Origin of the sequence: Methylobacterium dankookense, assembly GCF_902141855.1 — a bacterium.
Classification (GTDB): domain Bacteria; phylum Pseudomonadota; class Alphaproteobacteria; order Rhizobiales; family Beijerinckiaceae; genus Methylobacterium; species Methylobacterium dankookense.
The window spans coordinates 1-16,328 of the sequence record NZ_CABFVH010000028.1 but is presented as its reverse complement, the minus strand read 5'-3'; the positions used below and the strand labels follow the sequence as shown (position 1 = coordinate 16,328).

The following is a 16,328-nucleotide window of genomic DNA, read 5'->3' as shown; positions in this document are numbered from 1 at the left end:
ATCGTAGAAACGAAAAGGGCGGCCCCGCAGGGCCGCCCTCTCCAAGTTCTGTCACCCGATCGCGGGTCACTCCGCCGCGGGCGGAAGCTCCTCGATGGGCTGGGCGCCGCTCTCGGCCTGCTTCTGCTGCAGGATGAGACCGTCGCGGCGCCGCGCGATCGAGCGGATGTCGGCCACCATCGAGCCGGTGCCTGCCGGGATGAGCGAGCCGACGATGACGTTCTCCTTGAGGCCTTCCAGGGTGTCGACCTTGCCGTTGACCGCCGCCTCGGTGAGGACGCGGGTGGTCTCCTGGAACGAGGCCGCCGAGATGAACGACTTCGTCTGCAGCGATGCCTTGGTGATGCCGAGCAGCACCGGGACGCCGACCACCGGCTTCTTGCCCTCCGCGATCAGCTTCTCGTTGATGTCGGTGAGCTCGGTCCGGTCGATCTGGTCGCCCGGGATGATGTCGGAATCGCCGCTCTCGGTCACTTCGACCTTCTGCAGCATCTGCCGGACGATGACCTCGATGTGCTTGTCGTTGATCGACACGCCCTGGAGCCGGTAGACCTCCTGGATCTCGTTGACGAGGTAGGCGGCAAGCTCCTCCACGCCCTTGATCGCCAGGATGTCGTGCGGCGCCGGGTTGCCGTCGACGATGTAGTCGCCGAGCTCGACCACGTCTCCGTCCTGCAAGTGGATGTGCTTGCCCTTGGGGATCAGGTACTCGACCGGCTCCGAACCGTCGTGCGGCGTCAGCGTCAGGCGACGCTTGTTCTTGTAGTCGCGCCCGAAGGCGATCGTGCCCGACTTCTCGGCGATGATCGCCGCATCCTTCGGACGGCGCGCCTCGAACAGCTCCGCCACCCGCGGCAGACCGCCGGTGATGTCGCGGGTCTTGGCTGAGTCCGTGGAGACGCGGGCGAGGATGTCGCCGGCCTTCACCTTGCCGCCCGGATCGAAGCCGATGATGGCATCGACGGGCAGGAGGTAACGGGCATCCGAGCCGCGCGGCAGCTTGATCGCCTTGCCGTCCTGATCGACGATGACCATCGCCGGCTTCAGGTCGGAGGTCCGAGCCGAACCGCGCCAGTCGATGACGACGCGCTTCGAGATGCCCGTCGACTCGTCGGCCGTCTCGGTGATCGACTGACCGTCGTACAGGTCCTCGTAGGCCACGATGCCGTCGACCTCGGTGAGGATCGGACGGGTGTAGGGATCCCACTCGGCGATCCGCTGCCCGCGCTTGATCTTGTCACCCTCGTCGACGCGCACGCGCGCGCCGTACTGGAGACGGTGCACCGCGCGCTCGGCGCCGTCCGAACCGACCACGACGACCGCCACGTTGCGGCCGGTGGCGACCAGATCGCCGTCCGAGTTCTTGGCAAGAGCCCGGTTGCGGATCTTGATCGTGCCCTCGAAGCTCGACTCGATGAAGGACGAGTCGGCGATCTGGGCCGCGCCGCCGATGTGGAAGGTGCGCATGGTGAGCTGGGTGCCCGGCTCGCCGATCGACTGCGCCGCGATGACGCCGACGGCCTCGCCCATGTTGACGGGCGTGCCGCGGGCGAGGTCGCGCCCGTAGCAGGTGGCGCAGACGCCGCTCTTCGTCTGACAGACGAGCACGGAGCGGATCTTCACCTCCTGGATGCCGGCGGCCGTGATCGCCGGCAGGTGCTTCTCCTCGATGGTCTCGCCGGTGGCGACGATCACCGTGCCGTCCTGCGCGACCAGATCCTCAGCCGTGGCGCGGCCGAGGATGCGGGTCGCCAGCGACGCGACCACCTGGCCGGCATCGACGATGGCCCGCATGCGGATGCCGTTCGTGGTGCCGCAATCCGTCTCGCGGATGACGGCGTCCTGCGCCACGTCCACGAGGCGGCGGGTGAGGTAGCCGGAGTTGGCGGTCTTGAGCGCCGTGTCCGCCAGACCCTTCCGGGCGCCGTGGGTCGAGTTGAAGTACTCGAGAACGTCGAGGCCTTCCTTGAAGTTCGAGATGATCGGCGTCTCGATGATCTCGCCCGACGGCTTGGCCATGAGGCCGCGCATGGCGGCGAGCTGCTTCATCTGCGCCGGCGAGCCACGGGCACCCGAGTGGCTCATCATGTAGATCGAGTTGACCTGCTTGTCGGCGCCGTTCTCGTCCTTCTGAACCGCCGAGATGCGGCCCATCATCTCCTGGGCGAGCTTGTCGGAGCACTTCGCCCAGGCGTCGACGACCTTGTTGTACTTCTCGCCCTGAGTGATCAGGCCGTCGTTGTACTGCTGCTCGTAGTCCTTCACCAGAGCGCGCGTGGTGTCGACGATCGACCACTTGTTGTCCGGCACCACCATGTCGTCCTTGCCGAACGAGATGCCGGCACGGAAGGCGTGGGTGAAGCCGAGGCCCATGATGCGGTCACAGAAGATCACCGACTCCTTCTGACCGCAATGGCGGTAGACGGTGTCGATCATCGCCGAGATCTCCTTCTTGGTCATCAGCTTGTTGACGACGTCGAAGGGAACCTTCCGGTGGCGCGGCAGCGCACCCGAGAGGATCACGCGGCCCGGGGTGGTGTCGTAGAGACGGGTGACGGGCTCGCCGTCCGGGCCGAGGCCCTTCCAGCGCCACTTGATCTTCGAGTGCAGCGACACGGCCTTGGCGGCCAGCGCGTGCTCCAGCTCGCCGAGATCACCGTAGACGCCCTGCATCGGGTTCTCGGTGTTGCCGGGCTTGTACTCGCCCGGCGCACCCTCGGCCACGATGGACAAGTAGTAGAGGCCGAGGACGATGTCCTGCGAGGGCACGATGATCGGCTGGCCGTTGGCCGGGTGCAGGATGTTGTTCGTCGACATCATCAGCACGCGCGCCTCCAGCTGAGCCTCGAGGCTCAGGGGGACGTGCACGGCCATCTGGTCGCCGTCGAAGTCGGCGTTGAACGCGGCGCAGACCAGCGGGTGGAGCTGGATCGCCTTGCCCTCGATCAGCTTCGGCTCGAACGCCTGGATGCCGAGGCGGTGCAGCGTCGGCGCGCGGTTCAGCATCACCGGGTGCTCGCGGATCACCTCGTCGAGGATATCCCAGACCTCCGGCTTCTCCTTCTCGACGAGCTTCTTCGCCTGCTTCACCGTGGCGGAGAAGCCCTTGGCGTCGAGGCGCGCGTAGATGAAGGGCTTGAACAGTTCCAGCGCCATCTTCTTCGGCAGGCCGCACTGGTGCAGCTTCAGCTCGGGGCCGACCACGATGACCGAACGGCCCGAGTAGTCGACGCGCTTGCCGAGCAGGTTCTGGCGGAAGCGGCCCTGCTTGCCCTTCAGCATATCGGCGAGCGACTTCAGCGGGCGCTTGTTGGCGCCCGTGATGACACGGCCGCGGCGGCCGTTGTCGAACAGCGCATCGACCGCTTCCTGAAGCATGCGCTTCTCGTTGCGGATGATGATGTCCGGCGCGCGCAGCTCGATCAGCCGCTTCAGGCGGTTGTTGCGGTTGATGACGCGGCGGTAGAGGTCGTTCAGATCCGACGTGGCGAAGCGGCCGCCATCGAGCGGGACCAGCGGGCGCAGGTCCGGCGGGATGACCGGCACGACGGTCAGGATCATCCACTCGGGACGGTTGCCGGAGAGCTGGAAGGCCTCGATGATCTTGAGGCGCTTCAGGAGCTTCTTCGGCTTCAGCTCCGAGGTGGTGACGGCGATCTCCTCGCGCAGGTCGTTCGCGATCTTGTCGAGATCGAGTTCCTGCAGGATGCGCCGAATGGCCTCGGCGCCGATCATGGCGGTGAAGGAATCCTCGCCGTACTCCTCCTGGGCGCGCAGGTACTCCTCCTCCGAGAGGAGCTGACGCTCCTTCAGGGGGGTGAGGCCCGGCTCGATGACGCAGTAGGATTCGAAGTAGAGGATGCGCTCCAGGTCCTTGAGCGCCATGTCGAGCAGCAGGCCGATGCGGCTCGGCAGCGACTTCAGGAACCAGATGTGGGCGACGGGCGCCGCGAGCTCGATATGGCCCATGCGGTCGCGCCGGACGCGCGCGAGGGTGACCTCGACGCCGCACTTCTCGCAGATGACGCCCTTGTACTTCATGCGCTTGTACTTACCGCACAAGCACTCATAGTCCTTGATGGGCCCGAAGATGCGCGCGCAGAACAGGCCGTCGCGCTCGGGCTTGAAGGTCCGGTAGTTGATCGTCTCGGGCTTCTTGATCTCGCCATAAGACCAGGACAGAATCTTCTCAGGCGACGAGATCGAGATCTTGATCTGGTCGAAGCTCTGAGGCTGGGCCTGCTGGTTGAAAAGGTTCATGACCTCTTGGTTCATGATCCGCTCCTTGCTGACGGGCCGCGCCGCGCCTTGCGCCGCCGCGTCTGGAAAAAATCGAAGCGCCCGGCGCCACCCTGCCGCCGTCCGCCGTTCCGGAGGCCCCGCCCCTCCCCGCTCGGACCGTACCGGCGGACCACGCCGGCACGGGAGGTGTCGTTATCGAGGCTACTCGGCCGCGTTGGCCGGCGGCTCCAGCTGGTCGTTGGCCGCGCCCTGCTTGGAGTTCGTCAGCTCGACGTTGAGGCCGAGCGAGCGCATCTCCTTCACGAGCACGTTGAAGCTCTCAGGGATGCCGGCCTCGAAGGTGTCGTCGCCGCGGACGATCGCCTCGTAGACCTTGGTGCGGCCGGCCACGTCGTCCGACTTCACCGTGAGCATCTCCTGCAGTGTGTAGGCCGCGCCGTAGGCCTCCAGCGCCCAGACCTCCATCTCGCCGAAGCGCTGGCCGCCGAACTGCGCCTTGCCGCCCAGCGGCTGCTGGGTGACGAGCGAGTACGGGCCGATGGAGCGCGCGTGGATCTTGTCGTCCACGAGGTGGTGGAGCTTCAGCATGTAGATGTAGCCCATCGTCACCTTGCGGTCGAAAGGCTCGCCCGTGCGCCCGTCATAGAGCGTCGACTGCGCCGAGCGATCGAGCCCGGCCATCTCCAGCATCGTCTCGATGTCGGCTTCCTTGGCGCCGTTGAACACCGGGGTCGCCATCGGCACGCCGCGGCGGACGTTGTTGCCCGCCTCCGCCAGATCCTCGTCGGAGAGCCCGGCGAGTTCGGAAGGCGAGTAGATCGCCTCCATCTCCTGGCGCAGCGGCGCGATGTCCTGGTTCTTCAGATAGGCATCGACCGCCTTGGAGACCTTGCGGCCCAGGCCCGCAGCCGCCCAGCCCAGATGCGTCTCCAGGATCTGGCCGACATTCATGCGCGAGGGCACGCCGAGCGGGTTGAGCACGATGTCGGCATGCGTCCCGTCCTCCAGGAACGGCATGTCCTCGATCGGCACGATCCGCGACACGACACCCTTGTTGCCGTGGCGGCCGGCCATCTTGTCGCCGGGCTGGATCTTGCGCTTCACCGCCACGAAGACCTTGACCATCTTCATGACGCCGGGCGGAAGCTCGTCGCCGCGCTGCAGCTTCTCGACCTTGTCGAGGAAGCGCTGCTCGAGGCGCTTCTTCGATTCGTCGTACTGCTTCTGCATCGCCTCCATCTCGGTCATGAGACGGTCGTCGACGACGGCGAACTGCCACCATTGCGAGCGCGGGTACTCGCTGATGAGTTCCCGGGTGAGCGTCGTGTCCTTGCGGAAGCCCTTCGGTCCGGCGATCGGCGACTGGCCGATGAGCACGTCCGCGAGGCGGGCATAGGTGTTGCGGTCGAGAATCGCCTGCTCGTCGTCGCGGTCCTTGGCGAGGCGCTCGATCTCCTCGCGCTCGATGGCCTGGGCGCGCTCGTCCTTGTCGACGCCGTGCCGGTTGAACACCCGCACCTCGACGATAGTGCCGGTGACGCCGGGCGGCACCCGCAGGGAGGTGTCGCGCACGTCCGAGGCCTTCTCGCCGAAGATCGCGCGCAGGAGCTTCTCCTCCGGCGTCATCGGGCTCTCGCCCTTCGGCGTGATCTTGCCGACGAGGATGTCGCCCGCATGGACCTCGGCGCCGATATAGACGATGCCGGCCTCGTCGAGGTTCTTGAGCGCCTCCTCGGAGACGTTCGGGATGTCGCGGGTGATCTCCTCCGGCCCGAGCTTGGTGTCGCGGGCCATCACCTCGAATTCCTCGATGTGGATCGAGGTGAACACGTCATCCTTCACGATCCGCTCGGAGAGCAGGATCGAGTCCTCGAAGTTGTAGCCGTTCCACGGCATGAACGCGACGAGCACGTTGCGGCCGAGCGCGAGCTCGCCGAACTCGGTCGAGGGACCGTCGGCGATGATCTCGCCCTTCTTCACGAACTCGCCCACGCGAACCAGCGGCTTCTGCGTGATGCAGGTCGACTGGTTGGAGCGCTGGAACTTCTGCAGGCGGTAGATGTCGACGCCCGGCTTGTTGGCGTCGGCCTCCTCGGTGGCGCGGATGACGATACGGGTCGCATCCACCTGGTCGATGATGCCGGTGCGGCGCGCGGCGATGGCCGCGCCGGAATCGCGGGCGACCACGGCCTCCATGCCGGTGCCGACGAAGGGCGCGTCGGCGCGGACCAGCGGCACCGCCTGGCGCTGCATGTTCGAGCCCATGAGCGCGCGGTTGGCGTCGTCGTTCTCAAGGAACGGGATCAGCGCCGCGGCGACCGAGACGAGCTGCTTCGGCGACACGTCCATGAGGTCGACGCGCTCGGGACCGACGACGATGACCTCGCCGGCGCGGCGGCAGACCACGAGGTCCTCCGTCAGCTTCCGGCTCTCGTCCATCGCGGCGTTCGCCTGCGCGACGTAGTACTTCGCCTCCTCCATGGCCGAGAGGTAGGCGACCTCGTCGGTGACCACGCCGTCGCGCACCCGGCGGAACGGGGTCTCGATGAAGCCGTACTTGTTCACGCGCGCGAAGGTGGCGAGCGAGTTGATCAGGCCGATATTCGGACCTTCCGGCGTCTCGATCGGGCAGATGCGGCCGTAATGGGTCGGGTGCACGTCGCGCACCTCGAACCCGGCGCGCTCGCGGGTCAGGCCACCCGGGCCAAGCGCCGAGAGGCGGCGCTTGTGCGTCACCTCGGAGAGCGGGTTGGTCTGGTCCATGAACTGCGAGAGCTGCGACGAGCCGAAGAACTCGCGCACCGCGGCCGCAGCGGGCTTCGCGTTGATCAGGTCCTGCGGCATCACGGTGTCGATGTCGACCTGGCTCATGCGCTCGCGGATGGCGCGCTCCATGCGGAGCAGGCCGAGCCGGTACTGGTTCTCCATCAGCTCGCCGACCGAGCGGACGCGGCGATTGCCGAGGTGGTCGATGTCGTCCACCTCGCCCTTGCCGTCGCGCAGCTCGACCAGCGCCTTGACCACCGCCAGCATGTCCTCCTTGCGCAGCGTGCGCACGGTGTCGGCGGCATCGAGGTCGAGGCGCATGTTCATCTTCACGCGGCCGACCGCGGAGAGGTCGTAGCGCTCGGAGTCGAAGAACAGCGAGTGGAACATCGCCTCGGCGGTCTCGAGCGTCGGCGGCTCGCCCGGGCGCATGACCCGGTAGATGTCGAACAGCGCACCCTCGCGGGCCGAGTTCTTGTCGACCGCCAGCGTGTTGCGGATGTAGGGGCCGACGTTGATGTGATCGATGTCGAGCACCGGCAGCTCGGTGACGCCGACATCGTCGAGCGCCTTGAGCAGCTTGTCGGTGATCTCCTCGCCGGCCTCGGCCCAGATCTCGCCGGTCTTCATGTTGACGAGATCCTCGGCCACGTACTGGCCGACCAGATCCTCGTCCGTCGCCTTGAGGAACTTGGTGCCCTTCTCGGCGATGAGGCGTGCGTTCCGGGCGTTGAGCTTCTTGCTCGCCTCCAGCACGACCTCACCGGAATCGGCGTCGATCAGATCGACGGTCGCCTTGAAGCCCTTCAGCCGCTCCGCATCGAAGGGCACGCGCCAATCGGCGCCGTCGCGGTCGTAGACCACGCGGTTGTAGAAGGTCGAGAGGATCTCCTCGCCATCGAGCCCGAGCGCGAACAGGAGCGCGGTCACCGGCAGCTTGCGCTTGCGGTCGATGCGGACGTGCACGATGTCCTTGGCGTCGAACTCGACGTCGAGCCAGGAGCCGCGATACGGGATGATGCGCGCGGCGAAGAGCAGCTTGCCGGACGAGTGCGTCTTGCCCTTGTCGTGGTCGAAGAACACGCCCGGCGACCGGTGCATCTGCGAGACGATGACGCGCTCGGTGCCGTTGACGATGAAGGTGCCGTTCTCCGTCATCAGGGGCATGTCGCCCATGTAGACGTCCTGCTCCTTGATGTCCTTGACGGACTTCGCCTGGGTATCCGGATCGACATCGAACACGATCAGGCGCAGCGTCACCTTGAGCGGGGCGGCGAAGGTGATGCCGCGCTGGCGGCACTCGTCGACGTCGTATTTCGGCGGCTCGAAGGTGTAGCGCACGAACTCGAGCAGCGCGGTCGAGGCGAAGTCCGAGATCGGGAACACGGACTTGAAGACGTTCTGGAGGCCTTCCTCAGCGCGGCCGCCCTCGGGCTCGTCCACCATCAGGAACTGGTCGTAGGACGCCTTCTGAACCTCGATGAGGTTCGGCATCTCGGCGACTTCCTTGATCTTGCCGAAGAACTTCCGAATGCGCTTGCGACCGACCAGCGTGTTGGCCATGTGACCTCGCTCCTACCCGCGTCCTGGTTGCCCGGGGAAGCGATGCTCCCGCACCGGGCACGTGGCACGCGCCCCGCCGGACCGCGCCACCCGTCTCGAAATCTCGCCGGATCCGTTCCAGGACCCCCCGGCCGCCTCTGAAGCGACCTTAGCCCGCGGGTGCGAACACCCGCGGGCTGCGGTCACGGTCGGCCCGCAAGGACCGCCGTGGGGTGGTGGGCCGGGGCCGGCCCACCTCTGGTCTTACTTGAGCTCGACCTTGGCGCCGGCCTTCTCGAGCTGGGCCTTGAGCTTCTCGGCCTCGTCCTTGGCGACGGCCTCCTTGACGGGCTTCGGAGCGCCCTCGACGAGATCCTTAGCCTCCTTGAGGCCGAGGCCGGTGATCGCGCGGACCTCCTTGATGACCTCGATCTTCTTGTCGCCGGCCGAGGCGAGCACGACCGTGAACTCGGTCTGCTCCTCGACGGCGGCGGCCGGGCCGGCAGCCGGGCCGGCGGCCACGGCGACGGCAGCGGCGGCGGAGACGCCCCACTTCTCCTCGAGCATCTTGGCGAGGTCGGCGGCCTCGAGAACGGTCAGCGACGAGAGGTCGTCGACGAGCTTGGCGAGATCAGCCATGATTCACTGTCCTTGATATCGGTTTGAACGGAAGGGTTTTAAAGGGGGAAACGACCTCAGGCCGCCTCGTCCTTCTTGGCATAGGCCCCGAACACGCGGGCGAGCTTGGCCGCCGGCGCGTTGACGACCTGGGCGACCTTGGTCGCGGGAGCCTGGATGAGGCCCACGATCTTGGCACGCAGTTCGTCGAGGGACGGGAGCGAGGCGAGCGCCTTCACGCCGTCCGGATTCAGGGCAGTCTTCCCCATGGCGCCGCCCAGGATCACGAGCTTGTCGTTAGCCTTGGCGAAATCCACCGCCACCTTGGCGGCCGCGACCGGATCACCCGAATAGGCGAGCAGGGTCGGACCCTTCAGGAGGGGCTTGATGGAGGCGACGTCCGTGCCATCGAGAGCGATGCTGGCAAGGCTGTTCTTGGCGACCTTCACGGTGGCGCCGGCCTGCTTCATCTGCGAGCGCAGCTTCTGCATGTCGGCGACCGTGAGGCCCTTGTAGTGGGCCACGACGACCACGGCGCTGTTCGAGAACACGCCGTTGAGCGTCGAGACAAGATCAGCTTTTGCTGTCCGGTCCACTGGGCTCTCTCCGGTTGGCGGAACCCGTTGCAGGTCCGCCGGTTGCACATGCCGCCGGGAACGGTCGCAGGCCTTGGGTAAGACCGGGAACGTCCTCGTGCGACGTCTCACGGCCCTGTCCCCGGAGGACCCCGGAGGGGCCTACGGGTGAGATGGTTCAAACCGATGCCTCTCCGCAGCCTGCCGGCCATGGCGAGGGTATTGGAATTCGGTCTTCCCCGTCTGTGCAGGCTGGGGGATTAAGCCGGCGGACCGGCACCTGCAGTCTCGGACAGGACATGGCCGGACAGGGCGCCGCCGGGCTTCCTCGCCCATCGTCGCCTTCCGGCCAAAACCACCCGGTTACCCGGGCGGATCGTCTTTCGGAGCGTGGCCTCTCGGCTCCGCTCCGGGAATCCTATGATTGCGTGGCGCTGTATAGAGGCTGGCAAGCCGCCTGCCAAGGGCCGAAGCGCGACTTTTCTGCCGCAGGCAAGAGGCCCGCGCGCAGGGGCCCCGTCCCGTCCGTTCAGGCGGCCTCCCGCTCCGGCGCGAGCCTGCGCCGCGCGGTGTCCCACCAGCTCCGCCCCTGCGCCGCCTTCGCCTCAGCGGCCTTGGCCGCGTAGAACGAGGCGTTGTGCTCGCCCCGCAGCGCCTCGCGGGTGAAGCGGATGAGGTGGTGGGCGACGAAGCCCATGTTGAACACCGCCTCGATCTGGCCTCGCCTCAGGGCATAGCCGGCCGCACGCCAGAACGGCCTGCGATAGTCGGAGAACAGCCCCACCCGCGTGATGATGTTGAAGCCCAGCACCAGGCCGCGGCGCAGGTTCGTCGCGGTGAGCTTGCCCGCGGTCGGCGTCGTGATCCGATTCGGATAGGTCATGTCGCATTGGTGCTTGAAGCGCTCGAAGATCTTCTCGGGCGCGTAGGCGTGGCTGATCGCCCGGCGCCAGCTCCCGACGACGGTGTCGTGGGGCCGCTTGAACAGCACGTTCGATTCGAGGCTCGCGTCGTGGACGAGGCGACCCTCGCGCTCCAGCCTGTCCCAGAGCGGCGTCTTCGGCAGGGCCTGGAGCAGGTTGATGGTCAGAACGGGGATCGCCGAGCGGTCGATGAAGTCGATCAGGTTCTGCTCGGAACGGTCGGTGTCGGTGTCGAGGCCGAGGATGATGCCGGAGGTCACCTCGAGCCCGTAGGAATTGAGGATCTCGATCGCCTCGTACATGGGCACGGCGGCGTTGTGGGTCTTGTCGATGCTCTTGAGGGCGTCGGCCTCCGGCGTCTCGATCCCGACGAAGACCGTCATGAAGTTGGCCTGCCGCATCAGCTCGAGGATCTCGGGCTGCTTGGCCATGTTGAGCGTCGCCTCGCAGGCGAACTGGAGCGGATAGTTGTTCCGCTTCTGCCATTCCACGAGGTGCGGCAGCATCTCGCGCGTGGCCTTGCGGTTGCCGATGAAGTTGTCGTCGACGAAGTAGACCACCGCCGGATGGCCCGGCTGGCTGACGATCTGGTCGAGCTCGGCGCACATCTGCTCGGGGCTCTTCAGCCGCGGCTGGCGCCCGTAGAGCTGCGGGATGTCGCAGAACTCACAGCGATAGGGGCAGCCCGAGGAGAATTGCAGCGAGCCGATCAGGTAGCGCTTCAGCGGCACGTGGTCGTAGGCCGGTGCCGGGAAATCGGAGAGGGCAAGCCGGTCCTTCGTCTCCAGCACGACCTGCGCGGGCGGCGCGCCGAGGCCGGCGTCGAGGATCTCGACCAGACGGTCGGTGGCATCGCCGATCTCACCGATATGGAGGTAGTCGAAATCGGCGTATTTCTCCGGCGCGCCCGAGACCGAGGGGCCGCCGAGCACCGTCACCTTGCCGGCCGCCTTCGCCCGGTCGCGGATCTCGTGGATCTGCGGCTCCTGGATGTGCATGCCGGAGACGAAGACCGCGTCCGCCCAGGCGAATTCCTCGGGTCCGGCGCGGCGGATGTTCTCATCGACGAAGCGGCACTCCCAGCCCTCGGGCATGTAGGCCGCAATCAGGAGCAGGCCTTGAGGCGGCATGAAGGCCTTCACCCCCCCCATCAGGGGGTAGGCGTGGGAGAAGGTGCCGAAGGACGGCGTATAGGCGGGAAAGACGCAGAGGATGCGTCGCGTGGAGGAGACCGGCAGGGTGCATCTCATGGGCCGCTATCTAGCACAGCCGCATCGGAAGGCGCCCCCCTCGGAGACAGTTCCATGTGAGAAGGCGCACACGAAAAAGCCCGGCCGTCGCCGGCCGGGCTTCATCGCATGCGGTGAGCGCTTCGGCTCAGGCGGTCAGGACCGTGCTCGGCTCGACCTTCACGCCCGGGCCCATCGTCGAGGTGACGGCGATGCGCTGGATGTAGGTGCCCTTGGCGCCCGCCGGCTTCGCCTTGGCGACGGCGTCGGCGAAGGCCTTGATGTTCTCCACGAGCTTCTGCTCGTCGAAGGAGACCTTGCCGATGCCGGCATGGACGATGCCGGCCTTCTCGACGCGGAACTCGACGGCGCCGCCCTTGGCAGCCCCGACGGCACCCTTCACGTCCATGGTGACGGTGCCGACCTTCGGGTTCGGCATCAGGCCGCGCGGGCCGAGCACCTTACCGAGGCGGCCGACGAGCGGCATCATGTCCGGGGTCGCGATGCAGCGATCGAACTCGATCTTGCCGCCCTGGACGATCTCGAGGAGATCCTCGGCGCCGACGATGTCGGCACCGGCCGCCTTGGCGTCGTCCGCCTTGGCACCGCGGGCGAAGACCGCGACGCGGACCGTACGGCCGGAGCCGTTCGGCAGGTTGCAGACGCCGCGGACCATCTGGTCGGCGTGACGCGGGTCGACGCCCAGGTTCATGGAGATCTCGACGGTCTCGTCGAACTTGGCGTTGGCCTTGGCCTTCACCATCGAGATCGCCTCGGACAAGCCGTAGAGCTTGGTCGGATCGATGCCCTCGCGGGCGGCGCGGATGCGCTTGCCTTCCTTAGCCATGCTGCCCTCCTTACGCGACGACTTCGAGGCCCATGGCTCGCGCGGAGCCACGGATCATCGCGACGGCCGATTCGACCGAGTCGCAGTTCAGGTCGGGCATCTTCTTCTCGGCGATCTCGCGAAGCTGCGCCTCGGTGATCTTGCCGACGGTCGGGCCCTTGCCGGGGGTCTTGGAGCCGGAGGCCGGCTTCTTGCCGAGCTTCAGGCCCACCGCCTTCTTCAGGAAGAAGGTGACCGGGGGCTGCTTCATCTCGAAGGTGAAGGAGCGGTCCTGATACGCGGTGATGATCACCGGGATCGGGGTGCCCTTCTCCATCTGCGCGGTCTTCGCGTTGAAGGCCTTGCAGAATTCCATGATGTTGAGGCCGCGCTGACCGAGCGCGGGGCCGATCGGCGGCGACGGGTTGGCGGCGCCGGCCGGGACCTGAAGCTTCACGTAGCCCGTGATCTTCTTCGCCATGGGACTGCTCCCAAGAAATGCGCGTCGCCGCACTGCCTAGGCGCGGGCGGACGGGCGGTTGCAGGTCGCGGTGCGGACCGATGCTCCCGGCGGCGAACCGGGCGGGCCTCCCGCGTATGGTGCCGCAGCCGGACGAGGCCGGCGACGGCGTTCGCGGCGGGGCAGGACCCCACCGGAAGGAAAGGCGACCTACCCGAAGGCGGGCGGCCGCGAAAGTCCGAAAGCGATCAGGCCTTCTCGACCTGGGCGTATTCCAGCTCCACCGGGGTGGCGCGCCCGAAGATCGACACGGCGACCTTGAGGCGGGAGCGGCTCTCGTCGACCTCCTCGACGGTGCCGTTGAAGCTGGCGAAAGGACCGTCCGAGACGCGCACCGTCTCGCCGACCTCGAAGGAGATCGAGGGCTTCGGCCGGTCGACGCCCTCGGCGACCTGACCCTTGATGCGCTCGGCCTCGGCATCCGGAATCGGAACCGGCTTCGACTTGTCGGCGCCGAGGAAGCCCGTGACCTTGGGCGTGTTCTTGATGAGATGGTAGACCTCGTCGGTGAGGTCGCACTTCACCAGCACGTAGCCGGGGAAGAACTTGCGCTCCGCATCGACCTTGCGGCCGCGGCGCACCTCGGTGACCTTCTCGGTCGGCACCATCACCTCGTCGAAGAGGTCGGTCAGCCCGCGCTGGGCCGCCTGATCCTTGATGGACTGGGCGACCTTGTTCTCGAAGTTCGAGTAGGCGTGGACGATGTACCAGCGCTTCGACACGGTTCGGTTCAACTCCGGACGGCGGGGCAGCGAGGCCCCGCGCTGAAACTCAAAGGCCGAGGATCAGGCCGACGGCGTAGCGCATGGCCTGGTCGACCGCGGTGAAGAACACGCTCGCCAGGACCACCATCACGAAGACCATGATCGTGGTGACCGTGGTCTCGCGGCGGGTCGGCCAGGTGACCTTACGGCCCTCGTCGCGCACCTGGGACAGGAACTCGACCGGGCCGACGCGCTTCGGCGCGGGCCGCTGCGGGGGAACCTGACGGGGCGGCGTCGGCACGGCGGAACCGCGCGGCGTGCCGCGGGCCTGATCCACCTTCTTGGTTGCTTCGTTCGATGCCATGGCGCCGGGGCTTCGTGCTCTTTCAGAGACTGTCTGTTCTCAAAACGTCGGTGGTCGAGCCGGCCCGGACACCGTCTCCGGGAACGGGCCATCGGGTGCCGGGGGCTCGTGCCCAGCCCGCACCGACGGTCAACAGCGATCTCGGATTGCGCCCGCTCTAGCGCAAGTCGCGCGCCTTGTCGACAGGGCCCGACGTCGCGAAGAGCAGGACAGGATGGGATGGCAGGAGTGGAGGGACTCGAACCCGCAACCTCCGGTTTTGGAGACCGGCGCTCTGACCAGTTGAGCTACACTCCTAGGCGCGACGCTCCTTGCCCGATCGCGAGCCCGGACGCAAGGGGCCTTCCGCATCAGGGCTCGTACTCGGCCCGCTCGCGGACATCGAGCGGGCGTAGACCCGCGTCGTCGTACCGGAACAACTCGTCACTGCGCGCGTAGGGTCCGTTCCGAAAGAGCTTGCGGACGGCGGACGCGAGCGGTTGGCGGCTGACGCTGTCGGGTGTCCAACCGATGACGATCTCGCGGGTCGGAACCGCCGCGACGATCGCGGCAGTTCCGAGGCGTTCACGCATCCGGTCCATGAATCCTGGCAGCAGCAGGCGCGCGGCGGAGTAGCCGTCCTCCGTGGCTGAGCTGGCGAACCGGCCCCGCTCGCCCGTCGGCGAGACCTCGATCGGGACGCGCACCGCCTCGGCCTCCGAATTCCGGCGCGCGATCCGGTCGAGCACCGTCCGGTCCACGCCCCAGCTGGCGAACATCGGCTCCGTGACGACCTGGTAGCGATTCGCTTCGTCGAGGGCGTAAGCGATGAGGAGCCGCTGGGACAGCGGCGCGTGCACGATGCTCGCCTCCTGCTTCAGATAATCGCCTGGAATGATCTGAATGCGCAGGCGCCGCTGTGCGGTGGTGAACGGCTCGAAGGTGGGACTTGCGTCGCTGCTGCCTCCAGCCGGCGAGGGTCCCGACGGCATCGCCTCCGTGAGATAGGTGGCGAGCCTGCGTCGCCGGGGCTCGCCGGCGAGCCCATCGACCATTGCATAGAGGTTGCCGAGATAGAGGGTCGAGGTGCCGACGGTCACTTCGCGGGTATCGCCGCCGAGAGTAATGGGCGCGCCCGGGTAGAGCACCCGCAGGACGGCGACCACCTCGTCGCGGAATCGACCGTCATGGAGCGCGTCGGCGCCGGCCGTCCTCGTCGACAACGCGACGGCACAAGCCCCGATGACGGCGCGGCGCGAGAGGAAGCCGGGGACGGACGGGAATACCATCGTAGCGTTCCATCGGGTGCAGGGACATCCCGATCATCCCCGGACCACGCTCGGAAAGTCAATATTGTATCAAAATTCAGCAGGCTAAATATTTGATTCTTGCGCGGCCAAATCTCAGTTCCAAGATTTATGGAAGAATTTTAACGCTTTCGAACATTTTTCATGGTCGTTGGATTGCGGAACCGGCGACCACTTCCGCGGACAATGCTCTAACCGTTCGATCCCCGGTTTTGATGGTGGCGATTCCACGCCTGCGCGGAGGGGCATGGCTCAGGGCGAGATCCTCGACGGCAGCGCCCGCACGACGGAGGCGGTCCATCGGGCCATGCCGCTCCGTCAAGGGCGTGTGAGAGCGGCGGCCAAGCGCTACGGCATCGATCCGGAGACCGCGGCCAGACGGAAAGCGCGCAGCTCGGTCGCCGATCGACGCACCGGGCCGAAGCCGCCGCGGGAAGCCGCCGCTGGACGGTTGCCTCTATGCGCTTCAGGCCACCGTTCCGCATCTGATACCGCGTCCGGTCTGAGCGACCGGACGCGGTATCATCCCTGTACGAAAACCGTTCGAACGCTTCGGCACACATGAAAGAAGCCGGCCCGTAGGCCGGCTTCAATCCCGTTGCGCGCCGCATCGTCCGATGCGGGCTGCTTTCGATCAGTCGTTGATGGCGGCGACGACGCCGGCGCCGACGGTGCGTCCGCCCTCGCGGATGGCGAAGCGCAGCTTCTCCTCCATGGCCACCGGCACGATCAG

At 66.8% G+C, this 16,328-nt stretch carries 11 protein-coding genes, 1 tRNA gene and 1 pseudogene; 1 reads left to right on the top strand and 12 read right to left on the bottom strand.

Features of this window, described 5'->3' with window-relative positions; translation table 11 throughout:
* Window positions 1-66 precede the first annotated feature (66 nt).
* The 11 genes from rpoC to MTDSW087_RS18980 form a co-directional block, all read right to left on the bottom strand.
* Window positions 67-4,275 carry a DNA-directed RNA polymerase subunit beta' gene (gene rpoC, locus MTDSW087_RS19030; RefSeq protein ID WP_144766485.1) on the bottom strand — a complete coding sequence of 1,403 codons (4,209 nt, stop codon included), beginning with the start codon at window positions 4,273-4,275 and terminating at the stop codon, window positions 67-69.
* A 168-nt stretch (window positions 4,276-4,443) separates the two neighbouring features.
* On the bottom strand, window positions 4,444-8,571 hold the full coding sequence (rpoB, locus tag MTDSW087_RS19025; protein WP_144766484.1) for a DNA-directed RNA polymerase subunit beta: 4,128 nt from the start codon (window positions 8,569-8,571) through the stop codon (window positions 4,444-4,446).
* Between the two features lie 243 nt (window positions 8,572-8,814).
* Window positions 8,815-9,189 carry a 50S ribosomal protein L7/L12 gene (gene rplL / locus MTDSW087_RS19020; RefSeq protein ID WP_144766483.1) on the bottom strand — a complete coding sequence of 125 codons (375 nt, stop codon included), beginning with the start codon at window positions 9,187-9,189 and terminating at the stop codon, window positions 8,815-8,817.
* Between the two features lie 56 nt (window positions 9,190-9,245).
* Entirely contained in the window at window positions 9,246-9,764 is a 519-nt protein-coding gene (gene rplJ / locus MTDSW087_RS19015) for a 50S ribosomal protein L10 (protein ID WP_144766482.1), read from the bottom strand.
* A gap of 508 nt (window positions 9,765-10,272) precedes the next feature.
* A complete protein-coding gene (locus MTDSW087_RS19010; RefSeq protein ID WP_144766481.1) occupies window positions 10,273-11,916 on the bottom strand; it encodes a B12-binding domain-containing radical SAM protein in 1,644 nt (547 codons plus the stop codon).
* 127 nt (window positions 11,917-12,043) lie between these two features.
* Window positions 12,044-12,742 carry a 50S ribosomal protein L1 gene (rplA, locus tag MTDSW087_RS19005; protein WP_144766480.1) on the bottom strand — a complete coding sequence of 233 codons (699 nt, stop codon included), beginning with the start codon at window positions 12,740-12,742 and terminating at the stop codon, window positions 12,044-12,046.
* 10 nt (window positions 12,743-12,752) lie between these two features.
* Window positions 12,753-13,202: a 50S ribosomal protein L11 gene (gene rplK, locus MTDSW087_RS19000; protein ID WP_142583014.1), complete on the bottom strand. Its 450-nt coding sequence runs from the start codon at window positions 13,200-13,202 to the stop codon at window positions 12,753-12,755.
* Between the two features lie 227 nt (window positions 13,203-13,429).
* Complete coding sequence (nusG, locus tag MTDSW087_RS18995) at window positions 13,430-13,963, bottom strand: transcription termination/antitermination protein NusG (RefSeq protein ID WP_142583013.1); 534 nt, start codon at window positions 13,961-13,963, stop codon at window positions 13,430-13,432.
* A gap of 49 nt (window positions 13,964-14,012) precedes the next feature.
* On the bottom strand, window positions 14,013-14,309 hold the full coding sequence (secE, locus tag MTDSW087_RS18990) for a preprotein translocase subunit SecE (protein ID WP_144766479.1): 297 nt from the start codon (window positions 14,307-14,309) through the stop codon (window positions 14,013-14,015).
* A gap of 220 nt (window positions 14,310-14,529) precedes the next feature.
* Window positions 14,530-14,606: transfer RNA gene (locus MTDSW087_RS18985), tRNA-Trp, on the bottom strand.
* 53 nt (window positions 14,607-14,659) lie between these two features.
* The gene (locus tag MTDSW087_RS18980; protein WP_144766478.1) at window positions 14,660-15,577 is read right to left on the bottom strand and encodes a DUF1444 family protein; all 918 of its coding nucleotides are present in this window, start codon (window positions 15,575-15,577) and stop codon (window positions 14,660-14,662) included.
* 265 nt (window positions 15,578-15,842) lie between these two features.
* On the opposite strand from MTDSW087_RS18980, the pseudogene MTDSW087_RS30900 reads away from it, so the two are divergent.
* Window positions 15,843-16,083: pseudogene (locus MTDSW087_RS30900) on the top strand (IS481 family transposase); the annotation flags it as partial.
* A gap of 146 nt (window positions 16,084-16,229) precedes the next feature.
* Here MTDSW087_RS30900 and MTDSW087_RS18975 read toward each other — a convergent pair.
* A partial coding sequence (locus MTDSW087_RS18975) for an EF-Tu C-terminal domain-related protein (RefSeq protein WP_452305326.1) occupies window positions 16,230-16,328 on the bottom strand: 99 nt, incomplete at its 5' end.

Bases quoted from the DNA above. Each gene is read 5' to 3' on its own strand.
- rpoB (WP_144766484.1), bottom strand. From the start codon at position 8,571: ATGGCCAACACGCTGGTCGGTCGCAAGCGCATTCGGAAGTTCTTCGGC.
- rplL (WP_144766483.1), bottom strand. From the start codon at position 9,189: ATGGCTGATCTCGCCAAGCTCGTCGACGACCTCTCGTCGCTGACCGTT.
- rplK (WP_142583014.1), bottom strand. From the start codon at position 13,202: ATGGCGAAGAAGATCACGGGCTACGTGAAGCTTCAGGTCCCGGCCGGC.
- MTDSW087_RS18980 (WP_144766478.1), bottom strand. From the start codon at position 15,577: ATGGTATTCCCGTCCGTCCCCGGCTTCCTCTCGCGCCGCGCCGTCATC.
- rpoC (WP_144766485.1), bottom strand. From the start codon at position 4,275: ATGAACCAAGAGGTCATGAACCTTTTCAACCAGCAGGCCCAGCCTCAG.
- MTDSW087_RS19010 (WP_144766481.1), bottom strand. From the start codon at position 11,916: ATGAGATGCACCCTGCCGGTCTCCTCCACGCGACGCATCCTCTGCGTC.
- rplA (WP_144766480.1), bottom strand. From the start codon at position 12,742: ATGGCTAAGGAAGGCAAGCGCATCCGCGCCGCCCGCGAGGGCATCGAT.
- secE (WP_144766479.1), bottom strand. From the start codon at position 14,309: ATGGCATCGAACGAAGCAACCAAGAAGGTGGATCAGGCCCGCGGCACG.